Genomic DNA, 20,155 nt, shown 5'->3' with positions numbered 1-20,155 from the left:
CTGGCCTCCCTTTTAATCTGCATTGGTGTTGTTTATCGCAACGGTACGATTTGGCAATCAAGAGGCGGGAAATGCGGCTGATTTTTCGGGGGCTGATTGGGCTGGTGTCGCTTGCGCTGCTCATTCTGGCGATGGGTGCATATGGGGTCTATTACCTCGGCTCGCGCTCTTTACCCGACTATTCGGCCAGCTTCACCGTCCCGGGGATTTCCGACCCTGTTGAGATCGTGCGCGATCATTCCAACGTGCCGCATATCTTTGGCGACAAGGACGAAGACGTCTATTTCGGGCTGGGCTTTGCCCACGCACAGGACCGGCTTTGGCAGATGACCATGATGCGCCGCGCCGTGCAGGGGCGCCTGTCCGAGCTGTTTGGCACCGCCACGGTGAAAACCGACGAGATGTTTCGCCGGTATGACCTGTACGGCGCAGCCGTGCGGTCGTTCGAGGTACAGGATGCCGAAACCAAGGCCGCGCTGACCGCGTATGCCCGCGGCGTCAACGCCTGGATCGACCAGGTCAACCAAGGGGCGCTTGGCCGTGGCGCGCCCGAGTTCTTCCTGTTCTCCAATGCCATTTCTGCATGGTCTCCTGCCGATTCCATGGCCATTGGAAAACTGATAGCTTTTCAATTGTCCGGCGCGGTCGAGGCTGAAGTTCTGCGCGCCCGGACCTCGTTGGTTCTGCCCGAGGCGCGCTTGGTTGATATCCTGCCGGACACGCCGGGGGGCGGCATCGCGGCCCTGCCCGATTATGCGCAGCTTGTGCCCGGTGTTGTGCCGACGCGGTATCCGCCCCGTTTTGCCCATCGGCCTCTTGCGCCCGGAACCGGGCCGGAATTTGCCGGCGCCTCGAATGCTTGGGCCGCTGCGCCCGACCGGTCAGCCGCCCGGGGCACGTTGTTGGCAAACGACCCGCATCTGGGGTTCACCGCGCCGTCCATCTGGTATCTCGCCCGGTTGGAGCTTGCCAGTGGCGGCGTGATCGGTGCCTCGGTCCCCGGAACGCCGGTGATCCTTTTGGGCCGGTCCGAAAAGCTGGCATGGGGCCTGACCGCCTCGTACCTGGATGACGCCGATGTGCACATCGAACAGTTGAACCCCGACAATCCCGAAGAGTACCTGACCCCAGACGGCTATAAGAGTTTCGAGACGCGCCGCGTTATCATCAACGTCAAGGATGCCCAGCCGGTCACGATCACCCTGCGAAACACAGAGAACGGTCCGGTGATGCCCGGAACGCATCACGATCTGGCGGCCATCACCCCGCGCGGTCACGTGGCATCAATCAACTGGACGGCACTGTCTGACCAAGACACCACCACAACCGCCGCCATACGCCTGATGCAGGCCCAGTCCGTGGCCCAAGCGCGTGCCAACCTGCCCCTTTGGGTCGCCCCGGCGATCAACCTGACGCTGATCGATCAGGAAAGTATTGCGCTGCAACTGGTTGGCCATATGCCCCGCCGTTATGCCAACCACCAATCGCGCGGTCGAATGCCCAGCCAAGGGTGGGTCACGCAGAACCGGTGGCAGGGAATGCTGCCCTTTTCGGCCAACCCGAATTTCGTTGCGCCCGAGGGCGGCCTGGTAGGCAACACGAACAACAAGATTGTCGACCGCCCTTTTCCCCTTCATGTCAGCCATGAATGGGGGGACACGCAGCGTATCCAGCGCTGGCGCCGCCTGATGCAGGCCCGTCAGGTCCATACCCGCGAAAGCTTTATCGAGGCGCAGCTGGACAGTGTCAGCCCCACCGCCCGCGCCCTGCTGCCACTTGTGGCGCGCGATCTGTGGTTCACCGGGCAGGCCGCCCCCGATGGCTCGACCGAGCGGCGACGGCAACAGGCGCTAGAGCTGTTGGCCAACTGGAACGGCGAGATGAACGAGCATCTGCCCGAGCCGCTGATCTATGCCGCCTGGATGCGCCACCTGCAAGACCGGCTGATCCGCGACGATCTGGGCCCGCTGGCCGAGGCCTTCACCCATGTGAACCCGCTGTTTATCGAGCGTGTTTTTCGCGACACCGATGGCGCCTCGGCCTGGTGCGACGTTATACAATCCACCATCACCGAGACCTGCACGGATGTTGCCCGCATCGCGCTGGACGAAGCATTGATCTGGATCGCCGAGAACCACGGCGGCACACTGGAAAGCTTGCGCTGGGGGGATGCGCATGTGGCGCGCCACGATCACCCGGTGCTGGGCGACATTCCGGTGATCAAATGGCTGGTCAACATCCGCCAGTCAACCTCGGGCGGCGACAACACGCTGAACCGCGGCAAAACCGCGGGCGCGGGCGACGCGCCTTTTGCCAATGTGCATGGCGCGGGTTATCGCGGGGTTTATGATTTCGCCGACCCCGACAGCTCGGTCTTTGTCACTTCGACCGGGCAGTCGGGCCACCCGTTCTCGCGCCATTACGACGATCTGGGCGAGCTGTGGCGGCGCGGCGAATACATCCCCATGTCACTGGACCCCGACCTGGCGCGCGCGGGCGCAGTGGGGATCACGCAGCTTTCGCCCGGTGGCTAGCGCGGGGTCAGGTTCAGGTGGATGCCGTCGCGGGCCCGCACGGTCAGATGCGCCACCGGAACCGGTTTTTGGTTCGACTGGGCCGCCAATCGCCATTTCCGCGCGATCAGTGCCAGCAGAAGCGGTCCTTCGACCATGGCAAACCCCGCGCCGGTGCAGACCCGTGCACCGGCGGAAAACGGGATGAACGCGTCGCGCAGGCAGGCCTTGCCTTCGTCGGTCGCATAGCGGTCGGGGTCAAACCCGTCGGGGTTATCCCAATAGAGCTGATGCCGGTGCAGATGCCAGGGCGACAGGACAATCTGCGCGCCTTTGCGCAGGGTGCGGTTGCGGAACGCCTCGGGCCGCGTTGCCTCGCGCACCATCATCGGCACCGGCGGGTAAAGCCGCAGCGCCTCACGGAACACGTCGCGGGTAAAGCGCAGTTTGGACAGATCGGCGAAACCCGGCGCGTCGCCAAATTGCGCCGCTTCCTCGGCCACGCGGGCCTGCGCATCCGGGTGCGTGGCCAGCAGGTAAAGTGCCCAGGCCAGGGCCGAGGCCGAGGTCTCGTGACCCGCCAGAAAAAAGATCGCCACCTGGTCCACCATCTCGTCCACATCAAAGGTCTGCCCGGTTTCGGGGTCTTTGGTGGTCATGATCTTGGTGGCCAGATCGTCGGGCGCCGTGCCCGCACCGATCGCCTGCATGCGTTCGGCCGTCAGCCGGGTGATCAGCGCGCGAATGTCCCGCGCCGCCGCCTTGGTGCGGCGCGAATGGCCACGTGGCACCCAGCGGGGCAGCGGCAGAAAGGCGGCGATGTTCAGGATCGGCTGGCTGCGCTGATAATCACGAAACCTTTCAAACACCTGCCGGGCGATATCGTGGTCGATGGGGATCGAAAAAAGCGTGCGAAAGATCACGTCGGCGGCGGCATGGCTGGTCTGGGCCTCGATCTCGACCGGGCCTTCGCTCAGACGGTCCGCCGCCGCCTTCCCCGCCGCCAGCATTGCCGGGAACGTGTCGCGCAGCCGCCCGCCTTCAAACGCCGGGTCGATAATGCGCCGCTGGCGCTGCCATTCCGCCCCATTGGTCAAAAAAACCGAATTTCCCAACAAGGGCCGCAGCCCTTCGGCAATCCGGTTGGATTTCGGGAACTCAAGGGGCCGCGCCTTCAGCACCTCGGCCACCAGATCGGGCTGGTTCACCAGATACGACCGGAAAAACGGCGTGCGAAACTCGGCCATTTTTGCGCGGTAAAGCCGCGCCGGTTGCGCCGACAAGATGTCCTGACGAAAAAGCCGCACATAGCGCCACAGCGACACCTTGTCGGGCCTTGCGGCCGGTTTCGGCGGGGTGCTCATGCGGCGGTCGAGGTATAATGCGATTGCGGCGCCTCGATCCGGCTTTTGGACGGTTCGCGGCCCGCGAACCGCTCGCCCAGCGTATGCGGGCCGGCGGTGATGGCGAAATACTCATAATCGCCGGGCCGGTCAAAGGCGCAGAGATACTGAAAATGCAGCCGGAAGAACCGCCAACGCAGCTTCTTCCACGTCTCGGGTGCCAGCGTCTGCGTGAACGCGGCTGACAGCACCAGCGGCCAGCGTTTGCCCTCGGTCGCCACGCCGCTGACCGACACCGGATCACACAGCGCAAAGGCGCAGCCATCGCCGGGCGCGGTCACATCCACCCAGCTCAGCCGGTCGCTGACCGACAAGAACTGCAGGTCGCGGCGCAGCACATCAGCCTTGGGCAGGAAAGACATCATCGGCACCACCTGCCCCAAGGACAGGAAGGACAATGCCGGACCGTTGGCCGGCACCTCACCCGCGCGGATCAGATCCGCCAGAACCGACACCGCCAGATGCGCGCCCGAGGAATGGCCCACCACCAACACCTCGTCAATATCGCTGGCCATGGCGGCGGCGATGCGGGTGCGAAACTCGGCCATGCGCGCCTCCAGTTCGGGTGGGTTGGCGCCGTTATGGCGGGCCGAAAAGGCATAATCATGGGTCAGGTAATAGGCAAACAGATTGCCATCGAGTTTACGGAACCACCAAAGGCTGTAATAGCTGACCGCCAGCCCGGCCCAGCCGATCCCCGGCACCTCCGTCAGCGACAGGATTGCCCCGGCAAGACGCCCGATCAGCAAGGCCAACACCAGCTGCCCGATCAGCATCACGATGGGGTAAAGCGCGGCAATCACCGGCCCTTTGCGCAGCCGCGCCAGCCGGAAAAACGCGCCCGAGGCCAGATAGGTCCAGCACAGCCGGATCATCGCCAGGTAAGTGGCCAAAACACCGCTGCGCATGGAACTGCGCACGATGTCGGACCAGACCAGCACCTCGATCCGCGCCTGAACGTCGCCCCCCCCCATCGTTGCGGTGACGTCCCAGCCAAATGGCCCGCCGTCAGACTTGCGCGGCTTTTGCGCGATTTCGTAGCCCGATACCGCCGCCTGCGCCTTGCTTTCTTTACGATAAAGCTCGCGATAGCGACGCGGGGGAAACGGGTCATAGCCGGGAATATAGAATACCCGGCGTTTGCGCACTGTGGCCTTGGTTTCACTCATGATCTGCTCACTTTTTTTGTTACGTGGCAGGTTAGGCGAAAACTTCGGCGAAATTAAGGATTATCCAAGGGCGGCCAGTGCCGGGAAGGTTTCCAACAGCCAGAATGAGAATTGCGAGAACCCACCGGTCAGCATCAGCAACCCGATGGTCCACAACAGCAGCCCCATGATCCGCTCGATCTTTTCCATGTGGCGCTTCATCCACGCCATCACCCCGCCCATACGCTCGAAATACGCGGCGACCAGCAGGAACGGCAGACCCAGACCCAACGCATATACCGCCAGCAACATCGTGCCGCGCGCCACATTGGCCTCGGACGCGGCCAGCGACAGGATCGCGCCCAGCTGCGGGCCGATGCAAGGCGTCCAGCCAAAGGCAAAGGCCAGGCCCAGCACATAGGCCCCCACGGCCGAACCACCACGGTCGCCCGCATCCAGCCGCGCCTCGCGGTCCATGAAGGCAAAGCGGTAGATACCAAGAAAATGCAGGCCAAACACCATCACGATGACGCCCGCGATCGTGTTGAAATAGCCTTGGTTGGTCAGAAAGAACGCCCCGAAGGCCGAGGCGGTAAACCCAAGGAACAGGAATACCGTCGACAGTCCCAAAACGAAAAAAGTGGCCGGCAACAGTGTTTTACGGCGCGTATTTGCAGTGCCGTCGGCCATATCCGAAACCGAGATGCCGCTCATGTAAGCCAGATAAGGCGGCACAATGGGCAAAACGCAAGGCGACAGAAAACTGATTGCCCCTGCAACCAGCGCCACCAGCATCGCCGGAAGAAGCGCGGCGTCTATGATCTCGATTCCAAACATGCCTGTCCTCTTTGCCTGCCTCCTGCATACCGTGACAGGGCCCAAGGTACACCCGACATGTGGTCACATTCCCGTGGCAAAAATGAAATGATGACCGGAAAACCAAAGGCCCACCCCGCAACAGGGTGGGCCCCAAGGTCTGATATGAACCCTGATCAGCTTTGCAGCGACCACCAGCCGCGGCGCTTAACCTTCGGCTTTTCGGGTTCTTTGGGTTCTTCGGCCACCGGCTCGGGTTCAGGCTCGGGTGCAGCTTCTGCTACGGGTTCCGGCTCGGGCTCGGGTTCGGGGTCCGGTGCAGCGTCCACCGCGACGGACTCCTCCTCGGCGGCGGCTTCCTCGGGCGCAGGGTCTTCAACCGGCGTGTCCTCGGGCGCAACCTCTTCTACCGGAGCGTCCTCAACCGCAGCGTCACCCGCCGGTTCTTCGACGGCAACGTCCGGGGCTTTTTCTTCAGGCGCCGTGTCTTCGGCAACCGGTTCTGCAGGTGCGTCTTCCTTGGCCTCCGGTGTCGCCTCGGTCGTGGCTTCCGGCGCGGCTTCGGATGCTGCGTCAGTGTCTTCCGCCTTGCCCTCTTCAGCCTGTTCGCCATTGCCCCCGGTTGACCCGTTTTCGCCATTGCTGCCGGACTTTTTCCGGCGGCGGCGACGGCGGCGCTTTTTGGGTGCAGGCGCGTCTTCGTTTGTCTCGGCGGCAGGGGCCTCCTCCGCCTCTTCCACTACTTCGGGAAGATCGCTCATATCCAGCGACACCACCGGCGTCGACGGCTCGGGCACGTTGCGTGTGGCGGTCTTGAACCGTTCGATGGAGTAATCGGGGCTGACCAGGTGCGGATCGGCCTCGACCCGGACCGAAATGCCATAGCGCGCCTCGATCTGTGCCAGATGCTCGCGCTTTTGGTTGATCAGGTAGTTGGCCACAGCCACCGGCGCCTTCAGCAACACCTCTTTCGAGCGGCCGCGCACACCTTCCTCTTCCAGCTGGCGCAGGATGGTCAGCGACAGGTTGTCGTCGGACCGGATCAGCCCGGTGCCGTGGCAATGCGGGCACGGCTGGGTGGTTGCCTCGATCATGCCGGGGCGCAGACGCTGGCGCGACATTTCCATCAGGCCAAAGCCCGAGATGCGGCCCACCTGAATGCGGGCGCGGTCGGTCTTCAGCTTGTCTTTCATCCGCTTTTCAACGGCGGTGTTGTTGCGCTTCTCCTCCATGTCAATGAAGTCGATCACGATCAGACCGGCAAGGTCGCGCAGGCGCAATTGGCGGGCCACCTCGTCGGCGGCCTCCAGATTGGTTTTCAGCGCCGTTTCCTCGATCGAGCCTTCCTTGGTGGCGCGGCCCGAGTTCACGTCGATCGCCACCAGCGCCTCGGTCACGCCGATCACGATATAGCCGCCCGATTTCAGCTGCACCGTTGGGTTGAACATCTGACCCAGATAGCTTTCGACCTGATAACGCGCGAACAGGGGCAGCGGATCAGTATAGTGCTTCACGTTCTTGGCGTGGGACGGCATGATCATTTTCATGAAGTCCTTGGCCACGCGATATCCGGCTTCGCCTTCCACCAGAACCTCGTCGATATCGCGATTATACAGGTCGCGGATCGAGCGTTTGATCAGGTTGCCCTCTTCGTAAATCGGGGCGGGTGCGATGGATTTCAGCGTCAGCTCGCGCACCTGTTCCCACAGGCGCTGCAGGTATTCATAGTCGCGCTTGATCTCGGACTTGGTGCGTTTGGCGCCCGCGGTGCGGATGATCAGGCCGGCGCCTTGCGGCACCTCGATCTCGCCCGCGATTTCCTTCAGCTTCTTGCGATCCGTGGCGTTGGTGATTTTGCGGCTGATGCCGCCGCCGCGCGCGGTGTTGGGCATCAGAACGCAATAGCGGCCGGCCAGCGACAGATAGGTTGTCAGCGCCGCGCCCTTGTTGCCGCGTTCTTCCTTGACCACCTGCACCAGAAGGATCTGGCGCACCTTGATGACTTCCTGGATCTTATAGCGCTTGGGGCGCGGTTTGCGCGGCTGGCGAATTTCCTCGGTTACATCTTCATCCGCGACGGATTCGATATCCGAGTCCTTTTCGGACGCGTCCAGCGGGGTGTCATCCTCGCCGCTTTCCTCACCGTTGTCTTCTTCAACGGCATCGTCGTCATCCGAAGAGGTCTTGGCCTCTACCTCGGCAGGTTCTTCACCCTCTTGTGCAGCTTCCTCGACGGTGTCTTCGGCCGCCGGGGTCTCTACTGTGGGTTCTGCCGGGGCTTCCGTCACGTCCTCAGCGACGTCTTCAGTCACGTCTTCGGCGGGCGCTTCATGCACCTCTTCTGCGGTGTCCTCGGCATCCGGCGTCGCCTCAGCAGCTTCGGCTACGGGTTCCGGCGCATCTTCGCCATCCGCTTCGGCGGTTTCTTCTTCCGCTTCGGGTTCGTCCACGTCGCCCGAGGTAACCGCGTCTTCATCGCTTTCAATTGCGGCGGCAATGGTTTCCGGCGGCGTGTCGTCATCGGGCGTTTCATCGCCCAGATCAACCACATCCATGCTGCTGGGTGCCTCGACCGTTGCAGGTGCTTCCACGGCCTCTTCCGCCTTCACCTCTTCGGTCTGAACCTCTTCGGCCTTGGTTTCGTCGGCTTTCACCTCGTCGGTTTTGGCCTGTTCCGCTTTCGCAGCATCTGCCTTCGCCTTCGACGCATCGGTCTTGGATTTGGACCGCGAACGCGACCGTGACCGCGAGCGACGCGATTTGGTCGGTTTTTCGTCTTCTTCCGCCTGCGCCTTGGCATAGGCCAGTTCCTCAGCGATCAGCGCTTCGCGATCGGCAACGGGGATCTGGTAATAATCGGGATGAATCTCGGAAAACGCCAGAAAACCATGCCGGTTTCCGCCGTAATCCACAAAAGCCGCCTGCAGCGACGGCTCAACCCGTGTTACTTTTGCAAGGTAGATATTGCCAGCAAGCTGGCGTTTGTTGACGCTTTCGAAATCGAACTCATCAACCTTGTTTCCGTCGACGACCACAACGCGGCATTCCTCCGCGTGGGTGGCATCGATAAGCATTTTCTTAGCCATTTTAACTCTTTGCACCGTCGATCTGGCCGCTCCCTGTCAGGTGAGCGGCTGCGTGCGAGGTGTCTTGTTTGGGCTTGGGGTCGGGCGCATGCAACGGACCGGGCGGCGACATGCCTGCCTTCGGGTTGCCTGTTTTTGCGCACGCGTTCCATCGCGGTTTGTCTCCGACGCCTGAAGGCGTCCATTATTTGCGCCCACCTGTTCGCAGGTTGGGCAGAAAGGGTTCGTATCGAACCGTTCAATCTGTTGTCAGCGCCGTGCCGGGGCGTCTTTGCCCGCAACGGCACCGGAAACAGTGAATTCGTTTTGCAGAAATGTCATAACACTGACACATACCTGCCGGTTGACCTTACCGGCAGTTCGGGGGGGAATACAAACAGATTTTTCCGGGCGACCGCGTTCAGAGGTATTCAGACCGTGACAGCCCGTATTTCGCCATCTTCTCGTTAAGCGTGCGTCGAGGCAGGCAAAGCTCTTCCATAACGCTTGCGATCGACCCTTTGTGGCGGCGCATCGTGTTATCGATCAACATGCGCTCGAAGGCTTCGACATATTCCTTCAACGGTTTGCCGTCGGTGGTCACCACGGTCTGCGGCTGGTCCTGTTCGGCCATCAGCAACGCGGTGATCGAACCGCTGCCCCGCCGGTTCTGCAACGTTGCCCGCTCGGCCAAGTTGATCAGCTGGCGCACATTGCCCGGCCATGGGGCCTGCAACAGCTGCGCCGCCTCTTGCGCGGACACTTCGATGACATCGCCGCCATATTCCTCGGCAAACTGTTCGGCCATCCGCGAAAACAGTACCAGAACATCCTCGCCCCGGCTGCGCAGCGGTGGCAGCGTGATCTTCAGCCCGGCAAGGCGATAGAACAGGTCTGGGCGCAGCTTGTCCTCGCAGGTTTTGCCCGGTTCCTGCAGGTTCGACACCGCGACGATCCGCGTTTCGGGCGGGGTGCCCTGATCGTTGATAAAGGTCAAAAGGCGGGCCTGCACGGCCTCGGGCACGGCCTCGATATCTTCCAGACACAACGTGCCACCGCGCGCTTCCTCGACCAGAGGGATCGCCCCGCCCTCTTCCAACGGGCCAAACAGTTTGGTCATCAGCGCGTCTTCGTCATGGGCGGCACACGACACCTGCACAAACTTGCGCCCGGCCCGTGGGCCAACGGCGTGCAGTGCATGGGCCACCAACGTTTTGCCGGTGCCGGTCTCGCCGTCAACCAACACATGGCCATCGGCCTGGCCCAGATCCAGAATATCCTCACGCAGCCGCTCCATCACCGGGCTGGAGCCGATCAGCTTTTTCATCAGAACGGTGCCGTCGCTGAGTTCACGCCGCAGCGCGCGGTTGTCCAGCATCAGCTTGCGTGCCTGTATGGCGCGACGGGCCAGTTCGGTCATCCGGTCGGGGTTGAACGGCTTTTCAAGGAAATCATACGCCCCGATTCGCATCGCCTCGACCGCCATGGGGACGTCGCCGTGACCGGTGATCATGATCACGGGCAGGCCGCTGTCGATACTCATCAGGCGTTTCAGCAGGGCCATGCCATCCATGCCCGGCATCCGGATGTCCGACACGACAATACCGGGATAGTCCGGGCCGATGGATTTCAACGCGTCTTCGGCCGAGGCGAAGGTCTCCGTCTCAAACCCGCTCAGCGACAGCCACTGGCTGATCGACTGGCGCATGTCCTTTTCATCGTCGATGATCGCGATCCTGGTGCCCTGGGCCATGGGACTGCCTCCTGCTTATTCCGCCGCGGCCATGTCGTCGGACATGATCGGCAGTTGTACCTCGAACACGGCGCCACCTTCGTTGCCTTCATGGGCGGTCAACCGTCCCCCAAGGTCGTTCACGATCCCCGAGGAAATGGCAAGCCCCAGCCCCACACCGTCGCCCGGCGCCTTGGTGGTGTAAAACGGTTCGAACAGCGCATCGAGGTCTTCGATCCCGTGTCCATTGTCGCGCACCGTCAGCTTAGCTGTATCGCCAGCCGACAGGATCAGATCCACCTGCGCGTCCTCGGTCTGCTTGGTGGCGTCCAGCGCGTTGCGCAAGAGGTTCACGATGACCTGTTCCAGCCGGATACGATCCGCCATGACCATCACCGGTTCGGGCGGCAACGTGCGGGTGATCGTCACCTTGCGCTGCTTCAGCTGCGGCTCCATCATTGACAGCGAGGAACTGACGCAAGCCCTGTAATCCAAGGGCTCAAACGCCTCTTCCCCCTTGCGGGCATAACTTTTCAACTGCTTGGTAATCGCCCCCATCCGTTCGATCAGATCGTCGATCCGCAGGAACGAGGACAGCGCCTCGTCAGGGCGTCGCCGCTGCAACAACAAACGTGCCCCGGCCAGATAAGTTTTCATCGCCGCCAAGGGTTGGTTCAGCTCGTGACTGACTGCCGCCGACATCTCGCCCAGCACCGCCAGTTTCGAGCTTTGCGCCAGCGTCTGTTCGGCCACTTGCAGGTGCTGTTCGGCCTTTTCACGCTCGGCGATTTCCCGCTGTAGACGTGCATTCAATGCGCGAAGCTCCGCCGATTCGCGCTGAAAAAAGATCGACCGCGACCGGGCGCGGCGCGACACCGCGTAGAACCCGGCGGCCAGAAGCAGGGCAAATGCCATGATCTCAAGCGCCAGAACCGCGTTCACCCGTTCGCGCACCGAGTTGTACGAGGTGAACGACACCAACCGCCACCCCTGGAACGGAATGCGCGCCTCGTTGCGCATCACCGCCTCGCCCAGCGTAAACGCATCCGGCGGCAGCGCCGCCCAATCCGCGGTAGCCTTGATCGCCCGCCGGATCGCCGATGACGCAGACCGGGTTTCCAGCGCCTCGTCCACCGACAACCCGTGCCACCTCGGCTCGGTCGACAGCATGATGCGCCCCTCGCTGTCGGTGACCAACACCGCGTCCGAGATACCCGCCCAGCTGTCTTCGAACTTGGCCAGATCCACCGCCACCACGATCACGCCAACATTCTCGCGATCCGAAATCATGCGGCGCGAATAGGTAAAGTTGGTGGCACCTGTTTCAGCCTCGGTCACGCTGAAAACGGTATCCTTGGACCGAAGCGCATCGACAAACGGGGCAAATTGCCTGAGCTGCGCACCGATCTGCGACCGGTCCGTGGCCGCAACCACCCGACCGTCGCTGTCCAGCATCGTCAAGGAGGCCGCGCCGATCTCTTCCACCGATGAAATCAAACGCTGCGAGCTTTGCGAGAAATCGTTCGAATTCAGCGCGCCCAAAAGCGCCGGGTCACGCGACAAAAGCAGCGGCACAACCGACGCGCGCTGTAGCTCGGACAGGATGTTCCCGGAATACAGCGCCAACCGCACCTCGGCCCGGTTGCGCGTTGTGGCCGTGAACCGGTCCGTCAGCAGGGTATTGGTCACCCAAACCAGCGCCACCGCCATCAGCAGGAACGCAAAAAAGATCGACCGGGTCCGCCACGAGACCTTTTCAATGCGCGGCACTTTACGAGAGACCGAAGAACGCGAGGACATGCGCCGAATTTAGACCGCCCTGCCCCCGCCGACAAGCGCAGGCCGTCAAGCCAGCGCCATCGTGTCCGCCAACGCGCGGAAAAGCGCCACCCCGTCTGTCCCGCCGTGGGCAGGCTCCATCGCGCGCTCGGGATGCGGCATCATCCCCAGAACCCGGCGGTTGGCGCTGAGAATGCCGGCAATGTCTGCCAGCGCGCCGTTGGGGTTGTTGTCATAGGTAAAGGCGATGCGGTCTTCGCCCTGCAACTGTGCCAGACCTTCCGGGTCGATGGTATAGTTGCCGTCGTGATGCGCCACCGGCACAGTGATCTTGTCGCCCTGTGCGTATCCGCGGGTGAAATCGCTGTCGGCGGTCTGCACGGTCATGTCGACCGGCTTGCACACGAATTTCAGCCCCGCATTGCGCATTAGCGCGCCGGGCAGCAACCCGGTTTCGGTCAGCACCTGAAACCCGTTGCACACGCCCAGAACATAGCCGCCGCGTTCGGCATGCTGCACGATGGCCTTGGCAATCGGCGACTGGGCCGCAATGGCCCCGCAGCGCAGATAATCGCCAAACGAGAAACCACCGGGGATCGCCACAAGGTCCAGCCCCTCGGGCAGTTCGGTTTCCTTGTGCCACACGATCTGGGTTGAGTTGTCGCCACCCACGCTGCGCAGCGCAACGGCCATGTCCCGATCACAGTTCGAGCCCGGAAACTGGATCACCGCCGCCCGCATCAGGCGATCTCCACGCTGTAGCTTTCGATGACGGTGTTCGCCAACAGCTTTTCGCACATGTCCCGGATCGTCTCTTCTGACGTGCCATCGGCCAGGTCCAGGTCAATCACCTTGCCCTGCCGCACGCCGTTGACCCCGTCAAATCCCAACGTCCCCAACGCATGGCGCACCGCATCCCCTTGCGGATCCAAAACACCGTTTTTCAACATCACATGTACGCGGGCTTTCATCGTTTTCGGGTCCTTCAGTTGATCAACGTGGGTTTGGGGTGGCCGGTATTGGCGGGCATCACGCCCAGACGGCGCGCGACCTCGGTATAGGCATCCGTCAGATTACCCAGATCGCGGCGGAACACGTCTTTGTCCAGCTTCTCGCCGGTCTTGATATCCCACAGCCGGCAGCTGTCGGGGCTGATCTCGTCGGCGACCACAAGGCGCATGAAGTCCCCTTCATAAACCCGGCCCACTTCGATCTTGAAATCGATCAGCTTGATGCCGACGCCATACATCACGCCCGACATAAAGTCGTTGACCCGCAGCGCCAGCGGCACGATGTCATCCAGATCCTGCTGCGTGGCCCAGCCAAACGCGATGATGTATTCCTCGGGCACCAGCGGGTCGCCCAGGCTGTCTTCCTTATACGAGAACTCGACGACCGGACGCGGCAGCGGCGTGCCCTCTTCCAGGCCCAGACGTTTGGCCATCGACCCGGCGGCATAGTTGCGCACGATGATCTCCAGCGGGATGATCTCGACCGCGCGGACCAGCTGCTCGCGCATGTTCAGACGTTCCAGGAAATGCGTCGGAACACCGATCTGCGTCAGACCGGTCATGAAAAACTCGGACAGGCGGTTGTTCAGCACGCCTTTGCCTTCGATCACGTCCTTCTTCTCGGCATTGAAGGCGGTGGCGTCGTCTTTGAAATACTGCACGATGGTGCCCGGCTTGGGGCCTTCGTACAGGATTTTCGCCTTGCCTTCATAAATCTTCTTACGACGTGCCATGAGCTCTCCGATCTGCACGGGTGACGCGATGCGCGCCCCGGTGGATGCGCCGGTACATACGCGATGGGCGTGGGCAGAGCAAGGCGCAGCGAAATCAACGCCAAAACTGCCAAACTGCGGCACCTCTTCCCCTTTGCACCGGCGCTTGAATGGCATAGATATAAGAGGACAGAATACAACAAGGATGCGTCCCCGATGACCACTTTTGACGACCGCGAAAATGCGTTTGAAAACAAGTTCGCCCATGATGCCGAAATGCAGTTCAAGGCGCAGGCACGCGCCAACAAACTGCTGGGCCTTTGGGCGGCCGAGCTGCTGGGCAAATCGGGCGACGATGCCGAGGCCTATGCCACCGAAGTGGTGAAATCGGATTTCGAGGAAGCCGGGCACGAGGACGTGTTCCGCAAGGTTTCCGGCGATCTGGGCGACAAGGCGGACGAGGAAACGATCCGCAACAAGATGGCCGAGGTTCTGGCCGAAGCCAAAGACCAGCTGCTGAACGAAGGTTAACGCCGACGGTTCCCGCCCCGCCCGGCCATGTGCCGGGCCGGGCCAGACGGCCACATGCAGGCCGTTCATCATCATTATGACGAATTATCGTTTGATGTGCTCACGATATCGTGGCATCTGTCGCGCTCTGATTTTATGGGGTTTTCCCCTCCCGCGCGACGATAGGCCCCACAATGACCGATGTCCTGACTGAACTGCTGAAAACCAATGACTGGCTGATGGCCGACGGCGCCACGGGCACCAACCTGTTCAACATGGGCCTCAGCTCGGGCGACGCCCCTGAGCTGTGGAATGCCGACCAGCCCGAAAAGATCCGCAACCTGTATCGCGGCGCGGTGGATGCGGGCTCGGACCTATTTCTGACCAACAGCTTTGGCGCCAACGCCTCGCGTCTGGCGCTGCACGGCGCCGAGGACCGGGTGTTCGAACTGAACAAGCTGGCCGCCGAACTGGGCCGCGAAGTGGCTGACGCGTCGGGCCGCAAGATTGTTGTGGCTGGTTCGGTTGGACCCACCGGCGAGATCATGGAGCCGATGGGCCCCCTGACCTATACCCGCGCGGTCGAGATGTTCCACGAACAGGCCGAGGGCCTGAAGGCCGGCGGTGCTGACGTGCTGTGGGTGGAAACCATTTCCGCCCCCGAGGAATACCGCGCCGCCGCCGAAGCCGCGCATCTGGCCGGCATGCCCTGGTGCGGCACCATGAGCTTTGACACCGCCGGGCGCACCATGATGGGTGTAACCTCGGCCGCGATGTCGACGCTGGTTGACAAGCTGGATCACCTGCCCATTGCCTATGGCGCAAATTGCGGGGTTGGCGCCTCGGACCTGTTGCGCACCGTTCAGGGGTTCACCGCCGCCGGGTCCGAACGCCCGCTGATTGCCAAGGGCAATGCCGGCATTCCGAAATACCACGATGGCCATATCCATTACGATGGCACGCCCGAGCTGATGGCCGATTACGCCGTTCTGGCCCGCGACAGCGGCGCCACCATCATCGGTGGCTGCTGCGGCACCACGCCCGAGCATCTGCGCCACATGCGCGCCGCGCTCGAGGAAACGCCGCGTGGCGAACGCCCGTCGCTGGAGGTTATCGCCGAAAAGCTGGGCGCGTTTTCCAGCACCTCCGACGGCACCGGCGCCGACGAGGCCGCCAAACCGCAGCGCGCCCGTCGCCGTCGCCGCGCGAGCTGATCGCCGCAGGCCATGCCATGGGCAACTCAGAACAACGACAGCTGATCGCCGGGACGCGGGGGCACCTTGAACAGGTCCAGCCGCAGCGGCGGGCTGTCGTGATGCAGGTTCAGCGCCTTGGCGGCCCGGCTGAACCGCGCGGCGATGATCTCGGCATAATGCCCCTCGCCCCGCATGCGCTTGCCCCATTGCGCGTCATAGGTCTTGCCCCCGTGCATGTCGCGCACATGGCCCATCACGCGGGCCGCACGCCCCGGCGCGGTGCGCCGCAGCCAGTCCTGAAACAGCTCGCTGACCTCCAGCGGCAGCCGAAGCATGATCCACGTGGCGTTGCGCGCGCCGGCCTTGTGGCAGGCGGTCAGGATCGCCTCGATCTCGTGGTCGGTCAGCGCCGGGATGACCGGGGCCACCATGGCGCGCACCGGCACGCCGACACCCGCCAGCGCCTCGATCATCTGCAACCGCCGCTGCGGGGCCGCGGCGCGCGGCTCCATCGCGCGGCACAGTTTCCGGTCCAGCGTGGTGACCGAGATACCGACCTGAACCAGGTTCAGCTTGGCCAGCTCAGCCAACAAGTCCAAGTCGCGTTCGATCAGCGCGCCTTTGGTCACAATGCTGACCGGATGTCGAAACTCCAGCAGCACCTCCAGAATGCGGCGCATGATGCGGGCGTCTTTCTCGACCGGTTGATAGGGGTCGGTATTGGTGCCGATGGCAATCGGCGCGGGGCGATAGCCGGGCTTGGACAGCTCGCGCGCCAGAACCTCCGGCGCACTGGGACGCGCCACCAGACGTGTCTCAAAATCCAGCCCCGGCGAAAGGCCCAGATAGGCATGCGTCGGCCGGGCAAAGCAATAGATGCAGCCATGCTCGCAGCCACGATAAGGGTTGATCGACCGGTCAAATGGCAGGTCGGGCGAGCTGTTCCGCGTGATCACCTTGCGCGGCCGCTCGTGCCGGATCTGCGTGCGCAGCACCGGCGGCGGATCGTCATCGCCAACCCAGCCATCGTCGACGGGCACGGTCCTGTACGGCTCGAACCGGCCGGTCGCATTGTCCACCGCCGCGCGCCCGGGTGTCCGGTTGCGCGGCCTTACGGCGTTTTGCGGGGGAATCTCTGCTTGGCGCGACATAGAACAAATATAGAACATCGCAAGGCACCGTACCAGCCCGGTCACGCGCCCTGCCCCGGAAATTTCGCGCCCAACCTCTCTGGGCCCATGAAGGAGACACCCCATGTCTGACGAAGAAGACGATCTGATCCTGTCCGAACTGCCCGACGAAGAATTGGTGCCGCAGATGCATGATGATCTGTATGACGGCATGGACGAGGAAATCGTCGAAGGCGTGAATATCCTGCTTGCGCGCGGCTGGACGCCCTACAAGGTGCTGACCGAGGCGCTGGTGGATGGCATGACCATTGTGGGCAACGACTTCCGCGACGGCATCCTGTTTGTGCCCGAGGTTCTGCTGGCCGCCAAGGCGATGAAGGCCGGCATGGCGATCCTGAAACCTCTGCTGGCGGAAACCGGGGCGCCGCGCATGGGCCGCATGGTGATTGGCACCGTGAAGGGCGACATTCACGATATCGGCCAGAACCTTGTGACGATGATGATGGAAGGCGCCGGGTTCGAGGTTAAGAACATTGGCATCAACAACGATGCCGACGCCTATATCGACGCGCTGGCCGAGTTTGACGCCGATATCCTGGGCATGTCGGCGCTGCTGACCACCACGATGCCCTATATGAAAACCGTCATCGACACGCTGGTTGAGCAGGGCAAGCGCGACGATTACATTGTGATGATCGGTGGCGCGCCGCTGAACGAGGAATTTGGCACCGCCATCGGCGCCGATGCCTATTGCGATGACGCCGCCGTTGCGGTCGAGATGGCCAAAGAGCTGATCGCGCGCCGTCACAACCAGGCCACGGCCTGATCCAACGGAAAGGTCCGCGCATGCCGTTTGGCACTTGGACAAAACTGATCTTGCTGGTCCTGCTTGCAGGGCTGGCCACGGTTTTGGGGGTGCAAGCCCTGGCGCGCCTGTCGCTGGTGCAGCAGACGATGTTGGTGGACGGCGCCAAGGTGGTGATGGCGCTGGCGATTGTGGGGCTGTGCCTGGCGCGGCTGTTTGTCGTGATCTGGCGGCGATGAACACGCCCGACGACGCGCAGCTGACCGATCACGCAAACACGCTGACCGATGGCGGCAAGGTGCTGATGCTGGCTTGCGGGGCGCTGGCGCGCGAGATCCTTGCGCTGATCCGGCTGAATGGCTGGGACCACGTCACCCTGCATTGCCTGCCCGCCATCCTGCATGCCCGCCCCGAACGGATCGCCCCGGCGGTCGAGGCCGCGCTGGCCGAACGCGCCGCGGGGTTCGACAAGGTGCTGGTTGTGTATGCGGATTGCGGGACGGGGGGCGAGCTGCAGCGGCTGTGCGACCGGTTGGGCGTGCAGATGGTTCCGGGGCCGCATTGTTATGCGTTCTTTGACGGGTTGCAGGCTTTTGCCGACCGCGACGAGGTCACCGCGTTTTACCTGACCGATTTCCTGACCCGACAGTTTGACGCCTTTGTCTGGCAGACATTGGGGCTGGACCGGCATCCCGAGTTGTTGCCGGAATATTTCGGCAATTACGACCGGCTGGTGTACCTGGCGCAAACCGACGACGCAGCACTGCGCGACAAGGCCCGGGAATGCGCCGACCGGCTGGGCCTGCGGTTCGAGCATCGCTTCACCGGCTATGGCGATCTGGCCGGAGTGTTGGAAGGCGCCGCAAATTCAACCGGTTAACAGCGCCGGAGGCGCCCGGTTGATCGCCAGACCGCCCCAGAGGGCTGGCGATTTTGCCGACGTTGCCGCGAAATCCAGCGCAGGATGTACGTGGCAAGCATAAAGCGTTCCCAATCGGGCGTCAGATCGCCACCCCGCGGTCTTTTTCACCAAGACGGCAGGCACGGTTGCTGCCCCTAAAGCCCGCGAAACGCCTTTTCCTGCCGTGCGGTCCAGTGGACCTGCAGGGTGACGCCGTCTTCGCCCTGCACCTCGTCGCGAACCACGCCCTGATCATAAAGCCACGCCCGGCGGCGGCCATCGGCATAAGGCAGGTTCAGGGTGCTGTCGTGGCGGGCGTCGTCCAGCGCGGCGGTCACGGCCTCGATCCACGGGGTCAGGCCGGTGCCTTCATAGGCCGAAAGTGCAAAGATATCCTCGGCCCGCTCGGCGCGCTTTGACAGCGCTTCTCGCTGATCGTCGGGCAGAAGGTCGGTCTTGTTCCACACCTCGATCCGGGGCACGTTTTCGCGCACTCCCAGTTCGGTCAGGATGGTTTCCACATCGGCGGCCTGTTCCTCGGTCTCGTCGGCGGCGATGTCGCGCACGTGGCAGATCAGGTCGGCCTCCAGCACCTCTTCCAGCGTCGCGCGGAAGGCCGCGACCAGCTGCGTCGGCAGGTCCGAGATAAAGCCCACCGTGTCCGACAGGATCACCTTTTTGCCGGTCGGCAATTCCACCGCGCGCATGGTGGGGTCCAGCGTGGCAAAAAGCATGTCCTTGGCCAGAACCTCGGCCCCGGTCAGCCGGTTGAACAGTGTCGATTTGCCCGCGTTGGTATAGCCCACCAGCGCGACAATCGGGAACGGCACCTTCTTGCGCGCCGCCCGGTGCAGGTCGCGGGTTTTCACCACCTTGGCCAGTTGGCGGCGAATGCGGGTGATCGCCTCGTCAATGGCGCGGCGGTCCGCCTCGATCTGGGTCTCGCCGGGACCGCCGACAAAGCCCAAACCGCCCCGCTGGCGTTCCAGGTGGGTCCAGGCCCGCACCAGCCGCGTCCGCTGATAGCTGAGCGCGGCCAGTTCGACCTGCAACACACCTTCGCGCGTGCGGGCGCGGTCGGCGAAGATCTCGAGGATCAGCCCGGTCCGGTCCAGAAGTTTGACCTTCCATTCCTTCTCCAGATTGCGCTGCTGCACCGGCGTGACGGGCCCGTCTACCAGAACCAGATCCACCTCGTTCGCTTTGAACTTGGCGGCCAGCTCCTCGATCTTGCCGGATCCAAACAGCAACCCAGGACGCACCTTGGGCAGCGGCACCACCTCGGCGCCCGCGATCTCCAGATGTGGCAGTGCCGCAGCCAGTGACACAGCCTCGGCCAGCGCAGGCCCGGCGGCCCGGCGCGCGCGATCAGACGAAATGTCAGGATGCAGCACCCAGGCCCGGGTCGGGCGGGTACTATGCTCTTCCATTCGC

The 20,155-nt window shown here is 62.9% G+C and carries 17 protein-coding genes; 6 read left to right on the top strand and 11 right to left on the bottom strand.

What is annotated here, in order from left to right; genetic code table 11:
• Positions 1-71: 71 nt before the first annotated feature.
• A complete protein-coding gene (locus ACMU_RS05875; RefSeq protein ID WP_035257132.1) occupies positions 72-2,534 on the top strand; it encodes a penicillin acylase family protein in 2,463 nt (820 codons plus the stop codon).
• On the opposite strand, the gene ACMU_RS05870 is transcribed toward ACMU_RS05875, so the two are convergent.
• From ACMU_RS05870 to purC, 9 genes are all read right to left on the bottom strand, one after another.
• Positions 2,531-3,877 carry a cytochrome P450 gene (locus ACMU_RS05870; RefSeq protein WP_035257130.1) on the bottom strand — a complete coding sequence of 449 codons (1,347 nt, stop codon included), beginning with the start codon at positions 3,875-3,877 and terminating at the stop codon, positions 2,531-2,533. The two genes, ACMU_RS05875 and ACMU_RS05870, sit on opposite strands and share 4 nt — an antisense overlap.
• The gene (locus tag ACMU_RS05865) at positions 3,874-5,085 is read right to left on the bottom strand and encodes a hypothetical protein (RefSeq protein WP_035257129.1); all 1,212 of its coding nucleotides are present in this window, start codon (positions 5,083-5,085) and stop codon (positions 3,874-3,876) included. Before ACMU_RS05865 ends, ACMU_RS05870 begins: the two co-directional genes overlap by 4 nt.
• Before the next feature lie 60 nt (positions 5,086-5,145).
• On the bottom strand, positions 5,146-5,901 hold the full coding sequence (locus tag ACMU_RS05860; protein ID WP_035257127.1) for a cytochrome c biogenesis CcdA family protein: 756 nt from the start codon (positions 5,899-5,901) through the stop codon (positions 5,146-5,148).
• A gap of 155 nt (positions 5,902-6,056) precedes the next feature.
• Positions 6,057-8,966, bottom strand: coding sequence for a ribonuclease E/G (locus ACMU_RS05855; protein ID WP_035257125.1), 2,910 nt, complete (start codon positions 8,964-8,966; stop codon positions 6,057-6,059).
• Between the two features lie 400 nt (positions 8,967-9,366).
• Positions 9,367-10,698, bottom strand: a complete 1,332-nt coding sequence (locus ACMU_RS05850) for a sigma-54-dependent transcriptional regulator (RefSeq protein ID WP_035257123.1) — start codon at positions 10,696-10,698, stop codon at positions 9,367-9,369.
• A 15-nt stretch (positions 10,699-10,713) separates the two neighbouring features.
• Positions 10,714-12,477 (bottom strand): sensor histidine kinase, encoded by a 1,764-nt coding sequence (locus tag ACMU_RS05845; protein ID WP_035257121.1) that lies wholly within the window; start codon positions 12,475-12,477, stop codon positions 10,714-10,716.
• A 45-nt stretch (positions 12,478-12,522) separates the two neighbouring features.
• Positions 12,523-13,197 (bottom strand): phosphoribosylformylglycinamidine synthase subunit PurQ, encoded by a 675-nt coding sequence (purQ, locus tag ACMU_RS05840; RefSeq protein ID WP_035257120.1) that lies wholly within the window; start codon positions 13,195-13,197, stop codon positions 12,523-12,525.
• A complete protein-coding gene (gene purS / locus ACMU_RS05835; RefSeq protein WP_035257118.1) occupies positions 13,197-13,427 on the bottom strand; it encodes a phosphoribosylformylglycinamidine synthase subunit PurS in 231 nt (76 codons plus the stop codon). The genes purQ and purS overlap by 1 nt, the downstream gene beginning before the upstream one ends.
• A 14-nt stretch (positions 13,428-13,441) precedes the next feature.
• Positions 13,442-14,200, bottom strand: coding sequence for a phosphoribosylaminoimidazolesuccinocarboxamide synthase (gene purC, locus ACMU_RS05830; RefSeq protein WP_035257603.1), 759 nt, complete (start codon positions 14,198-14,200; stop codon positions 13,442-13,444).
• A gap of 195 nt (positions 14,201-14,395) precedes the next feature.
• Here purC and ACMU_RS05825 point away from each other — a divergent pair, with 195 nt between their 5' ends.
• Positions 14,396-14,710 carry a DUF1476 domain-containing protein gene (locus tag ACMU_RS05825; protein ID WP_035257116.1) on the top strand — a complete coding sequence of 105 codons (315 nt, stop codon included), beginning with the start codon at positions 14,396-14,398 and terminating at the stop codon, positions 14,708-14,710.
• A 173-nt stretch (positions 14,711-14,883) separates the two neighbouring features.
• On the top strand, positions 14,884-15,903 hold the full coding sequence (bmt, locus tag ACMU_RS05820) for a betaine--homocysteine S-methyltransferase (RefSeq protein ID WP_035257114.1): 1,020 nt from the start codon (positions 14,884-14,886) through the stop codon (positions 15,901-15,903).
• 26 nt (positions 15,904-15,929) lie between these two features.
• Here the strand turns inward: bmt and ACMU_RS05815 are convergent, their stop codons facing one another.
• Positions 15,930-17,036, bottom strand: a complete 1,107-nt coding sequence (locus ACMU_RS05815) for a PA0069 family radical SAM protein (protein ID WP_051588014.1) — start codon at positions 17,034-17,036, stop codon at positions 15,930-15,932.
• A gap of 103 nt (positions 17,037-17,139) precedes the next feature.
• On the opposite strand from ACMU_RS05815, the gene ACMU_RS05810 reads away from it, so the two are divergent.
• Genes ACMU_RS05810 through ACMU_RS05800 form a run of 3 tightly spaced genes read left to right on the top strand, consistent with a single transcriptional unit; the run spans position 17,140 to position 18,700 of the window.
• Positions 17,140-17,841, top strand: coding sequence for a corrinoid protein (locus ACMU_RS05810; protein WP_035257111.1), 702 nt, complete (start codon positions 17,140-17,142; stop codon positions 17,839-17,841).
• 20 nt (positions 17,842-17,861) lie between these two features.
• Positions 17,862-18,059, top strand: coding sequence for a hypothetical protein (locus ACMU_RS05805; protein ID WP_035257109.1), 198 nt, complete (start codon positions 17,862-17,864; stop codon positions 18,057-18,059).
• Positions 18,056-18,700 (top strand): DUF1638 domain-containing protein, encoded by a 645-nt coding sequence (locus ACMU_RS05800; protein ID WP_051588011.1) that lies wholly within the window; start codon positions 18,056-18,058, stop codon positions 18,698-18,700. Before ACMU_RS05805 ends, ACMU_RS05800 begins: the two co-directional genes overlap by 4 nt.
• Positions 18,701-18,876: 176 nt before the next feature.
• On the opposite strand, the gene hflX is transcribed toward ACMU_RS05800, so the two are convergent.
• Positions 18,877-20,151 (bottom strand): GTPase HflX, encoded by a 1,275-nt coding sequence (hflX, locus tag ACMU_RS05795; RefSeq protein ID WP_035257098.1) that lies wholly within the window; start codon positions 20,149-20,151, stop codon positions 18,877-18,879.
• Between the last annotated feature and the right edge of the window lie 4 nt (positions 20,152-20,155).

Origin of the sequence: Actibacterium mucosum KCTC 23349 (assembly GCF_000647975.1) — a bacterium.
Taxonomy (GTDB): domain Bacteria; phylum Pseudomonadota; class Alphaproteobacteria; order Rhodobacterales; family Rhodobacteraceae; genus Actibacterium; species Actibacterium mucosum.
Note: the sequence above shows the minus strand (reverse complement) of the source record. Positions and strands in the feature narration are given on the sequence as shown.

What these genes read in the sequence shown, in the direction of transcription:
- ACMU_RS05875 (WP_035257132.1), top strand. Translation starts at nt 72, where the DNA reads ATGCGGCTGATTTTTCGGGGGCTGATTGGGCTGGTGTCGCTTGCGCTG.
- ACMU_RS05870 (WP_035257130.1), bottom strand. Translation starts at nt 3,877, where the DNA reads ATGAGCACCCCGCCGAAACCGGCCGCAAGGCCCGACAAGGTGTCGCTG.
- ACMU_RS05865 (WP_035257129.1), bottom strand. Translation starts at nt 5,085, where the DNA reads ATGAGTGAAACCAAGGCCACAGTGCGCAAACGCCGGGTATTCTATATT.
- ACMU_RS05860 (WP_035257127.1), bottom strand. Translation starts at nt 5,901, where the DNA reads ATGTTTGGAATCGAGATCATAGACGCCGCGCTTCTTCCGGCGATGCTG.
- ACMU_RS05855 (WP_035257125.1), bottom strand. Translation starts at nt 8,966, where the DNA reads ATGGCTAAGAAAATGCTTATCGATGCCACCCACGCGGAGGAATGCCGC.
- ACMU_RS05850 (WP_035257123.1), bottom strand. Translation starts at nt 10,698, where the DNA reads ATGGCCCAGGGCACCAGGATCGCGATCATCGACGATGAAAAGGACATG.
- ACMU_RS05845 (WP_035257121.1), bottom strand. Translation starts at nt 12,477, where the DNA reads ATGTCCTCGCGTTCTTCGGTCTCTCGTAAAGTGCCGCGCATTGAAAAG.
- purQ (WP_035257120.1), bottom strand. Translation starts at nt 13,197, where the DNA reads ATGCGGGCGGCGGTGATCCAGTTTCCGGGCTCGAACTGTGATCGGGAC.
- purS (WP_035257118.1), bottom strand. Translation starts at nt 13,427, where the DNA reads ATGAAAGCCCGCGTACATGTGATGTTGAAAAACGGTGTTTTGGATCCG.
- purC (WP_035257603.1), bottom strand. Translation starts at nt 14,200, where the DNA reads ATGGCACGTCGTAAGAAGATTTATGAAGGCAAGGCGAAAATCCTGTAC.
- ACMU_RS05825 (WP_035257116.1), top strand. Translation starts at nt 14,396, where the DNA reads ATGACCACTTTTGACGACCGCGAAAATGCGTTTGAAAACAAGTTCGCC.
- bmt (WP_035257114.1), top strand. Translation starts at nt 14,884, where the DNA reads ATGACCGATGTCCTGACTGAACTGCTGAAAACCAATGACTGGCTGATG.
- ACMU_RS05815 (WP_051588014.1), bottom strand. Translation starts at nt 17,036, where the DNA reads ATGTCGCGCCAAGCAGAGATTCCCCCGCAAAACGCCGTAAGGCCGCGC.
- ACMU_RS05810 (WP_035257111.1), top strand. Translation starts at nt 17,140, where the DNA reads ATGTCTGACGAAGAAGACGATCTGATCCTGTCCGAACTGCCCGACGAA.
- ACMU_RS05805 (WP_035257109.1), top strand. Translation starts at nt 17,862, where the DNA reads ATGCCGTTTGGCACTTGGACAAAACTGATCTTGCTGGTCCTGCTTGCA.
- ACMU_RS05800 (WP_051588011.1), top strand. Translation starts at nt 18,056, where the DNA reads ATGAACACGCCCGACGACGCGCAGCTGACCGATCACGCAAACACGCTG.
- hflX (WP_035257098.1), bottom strand. Translation starts at nt 20,151, where the DNA reads ATGGAAGAGCATAGTACCCGCCCGACCCGGGCCTGGGTGCTGCATCCT.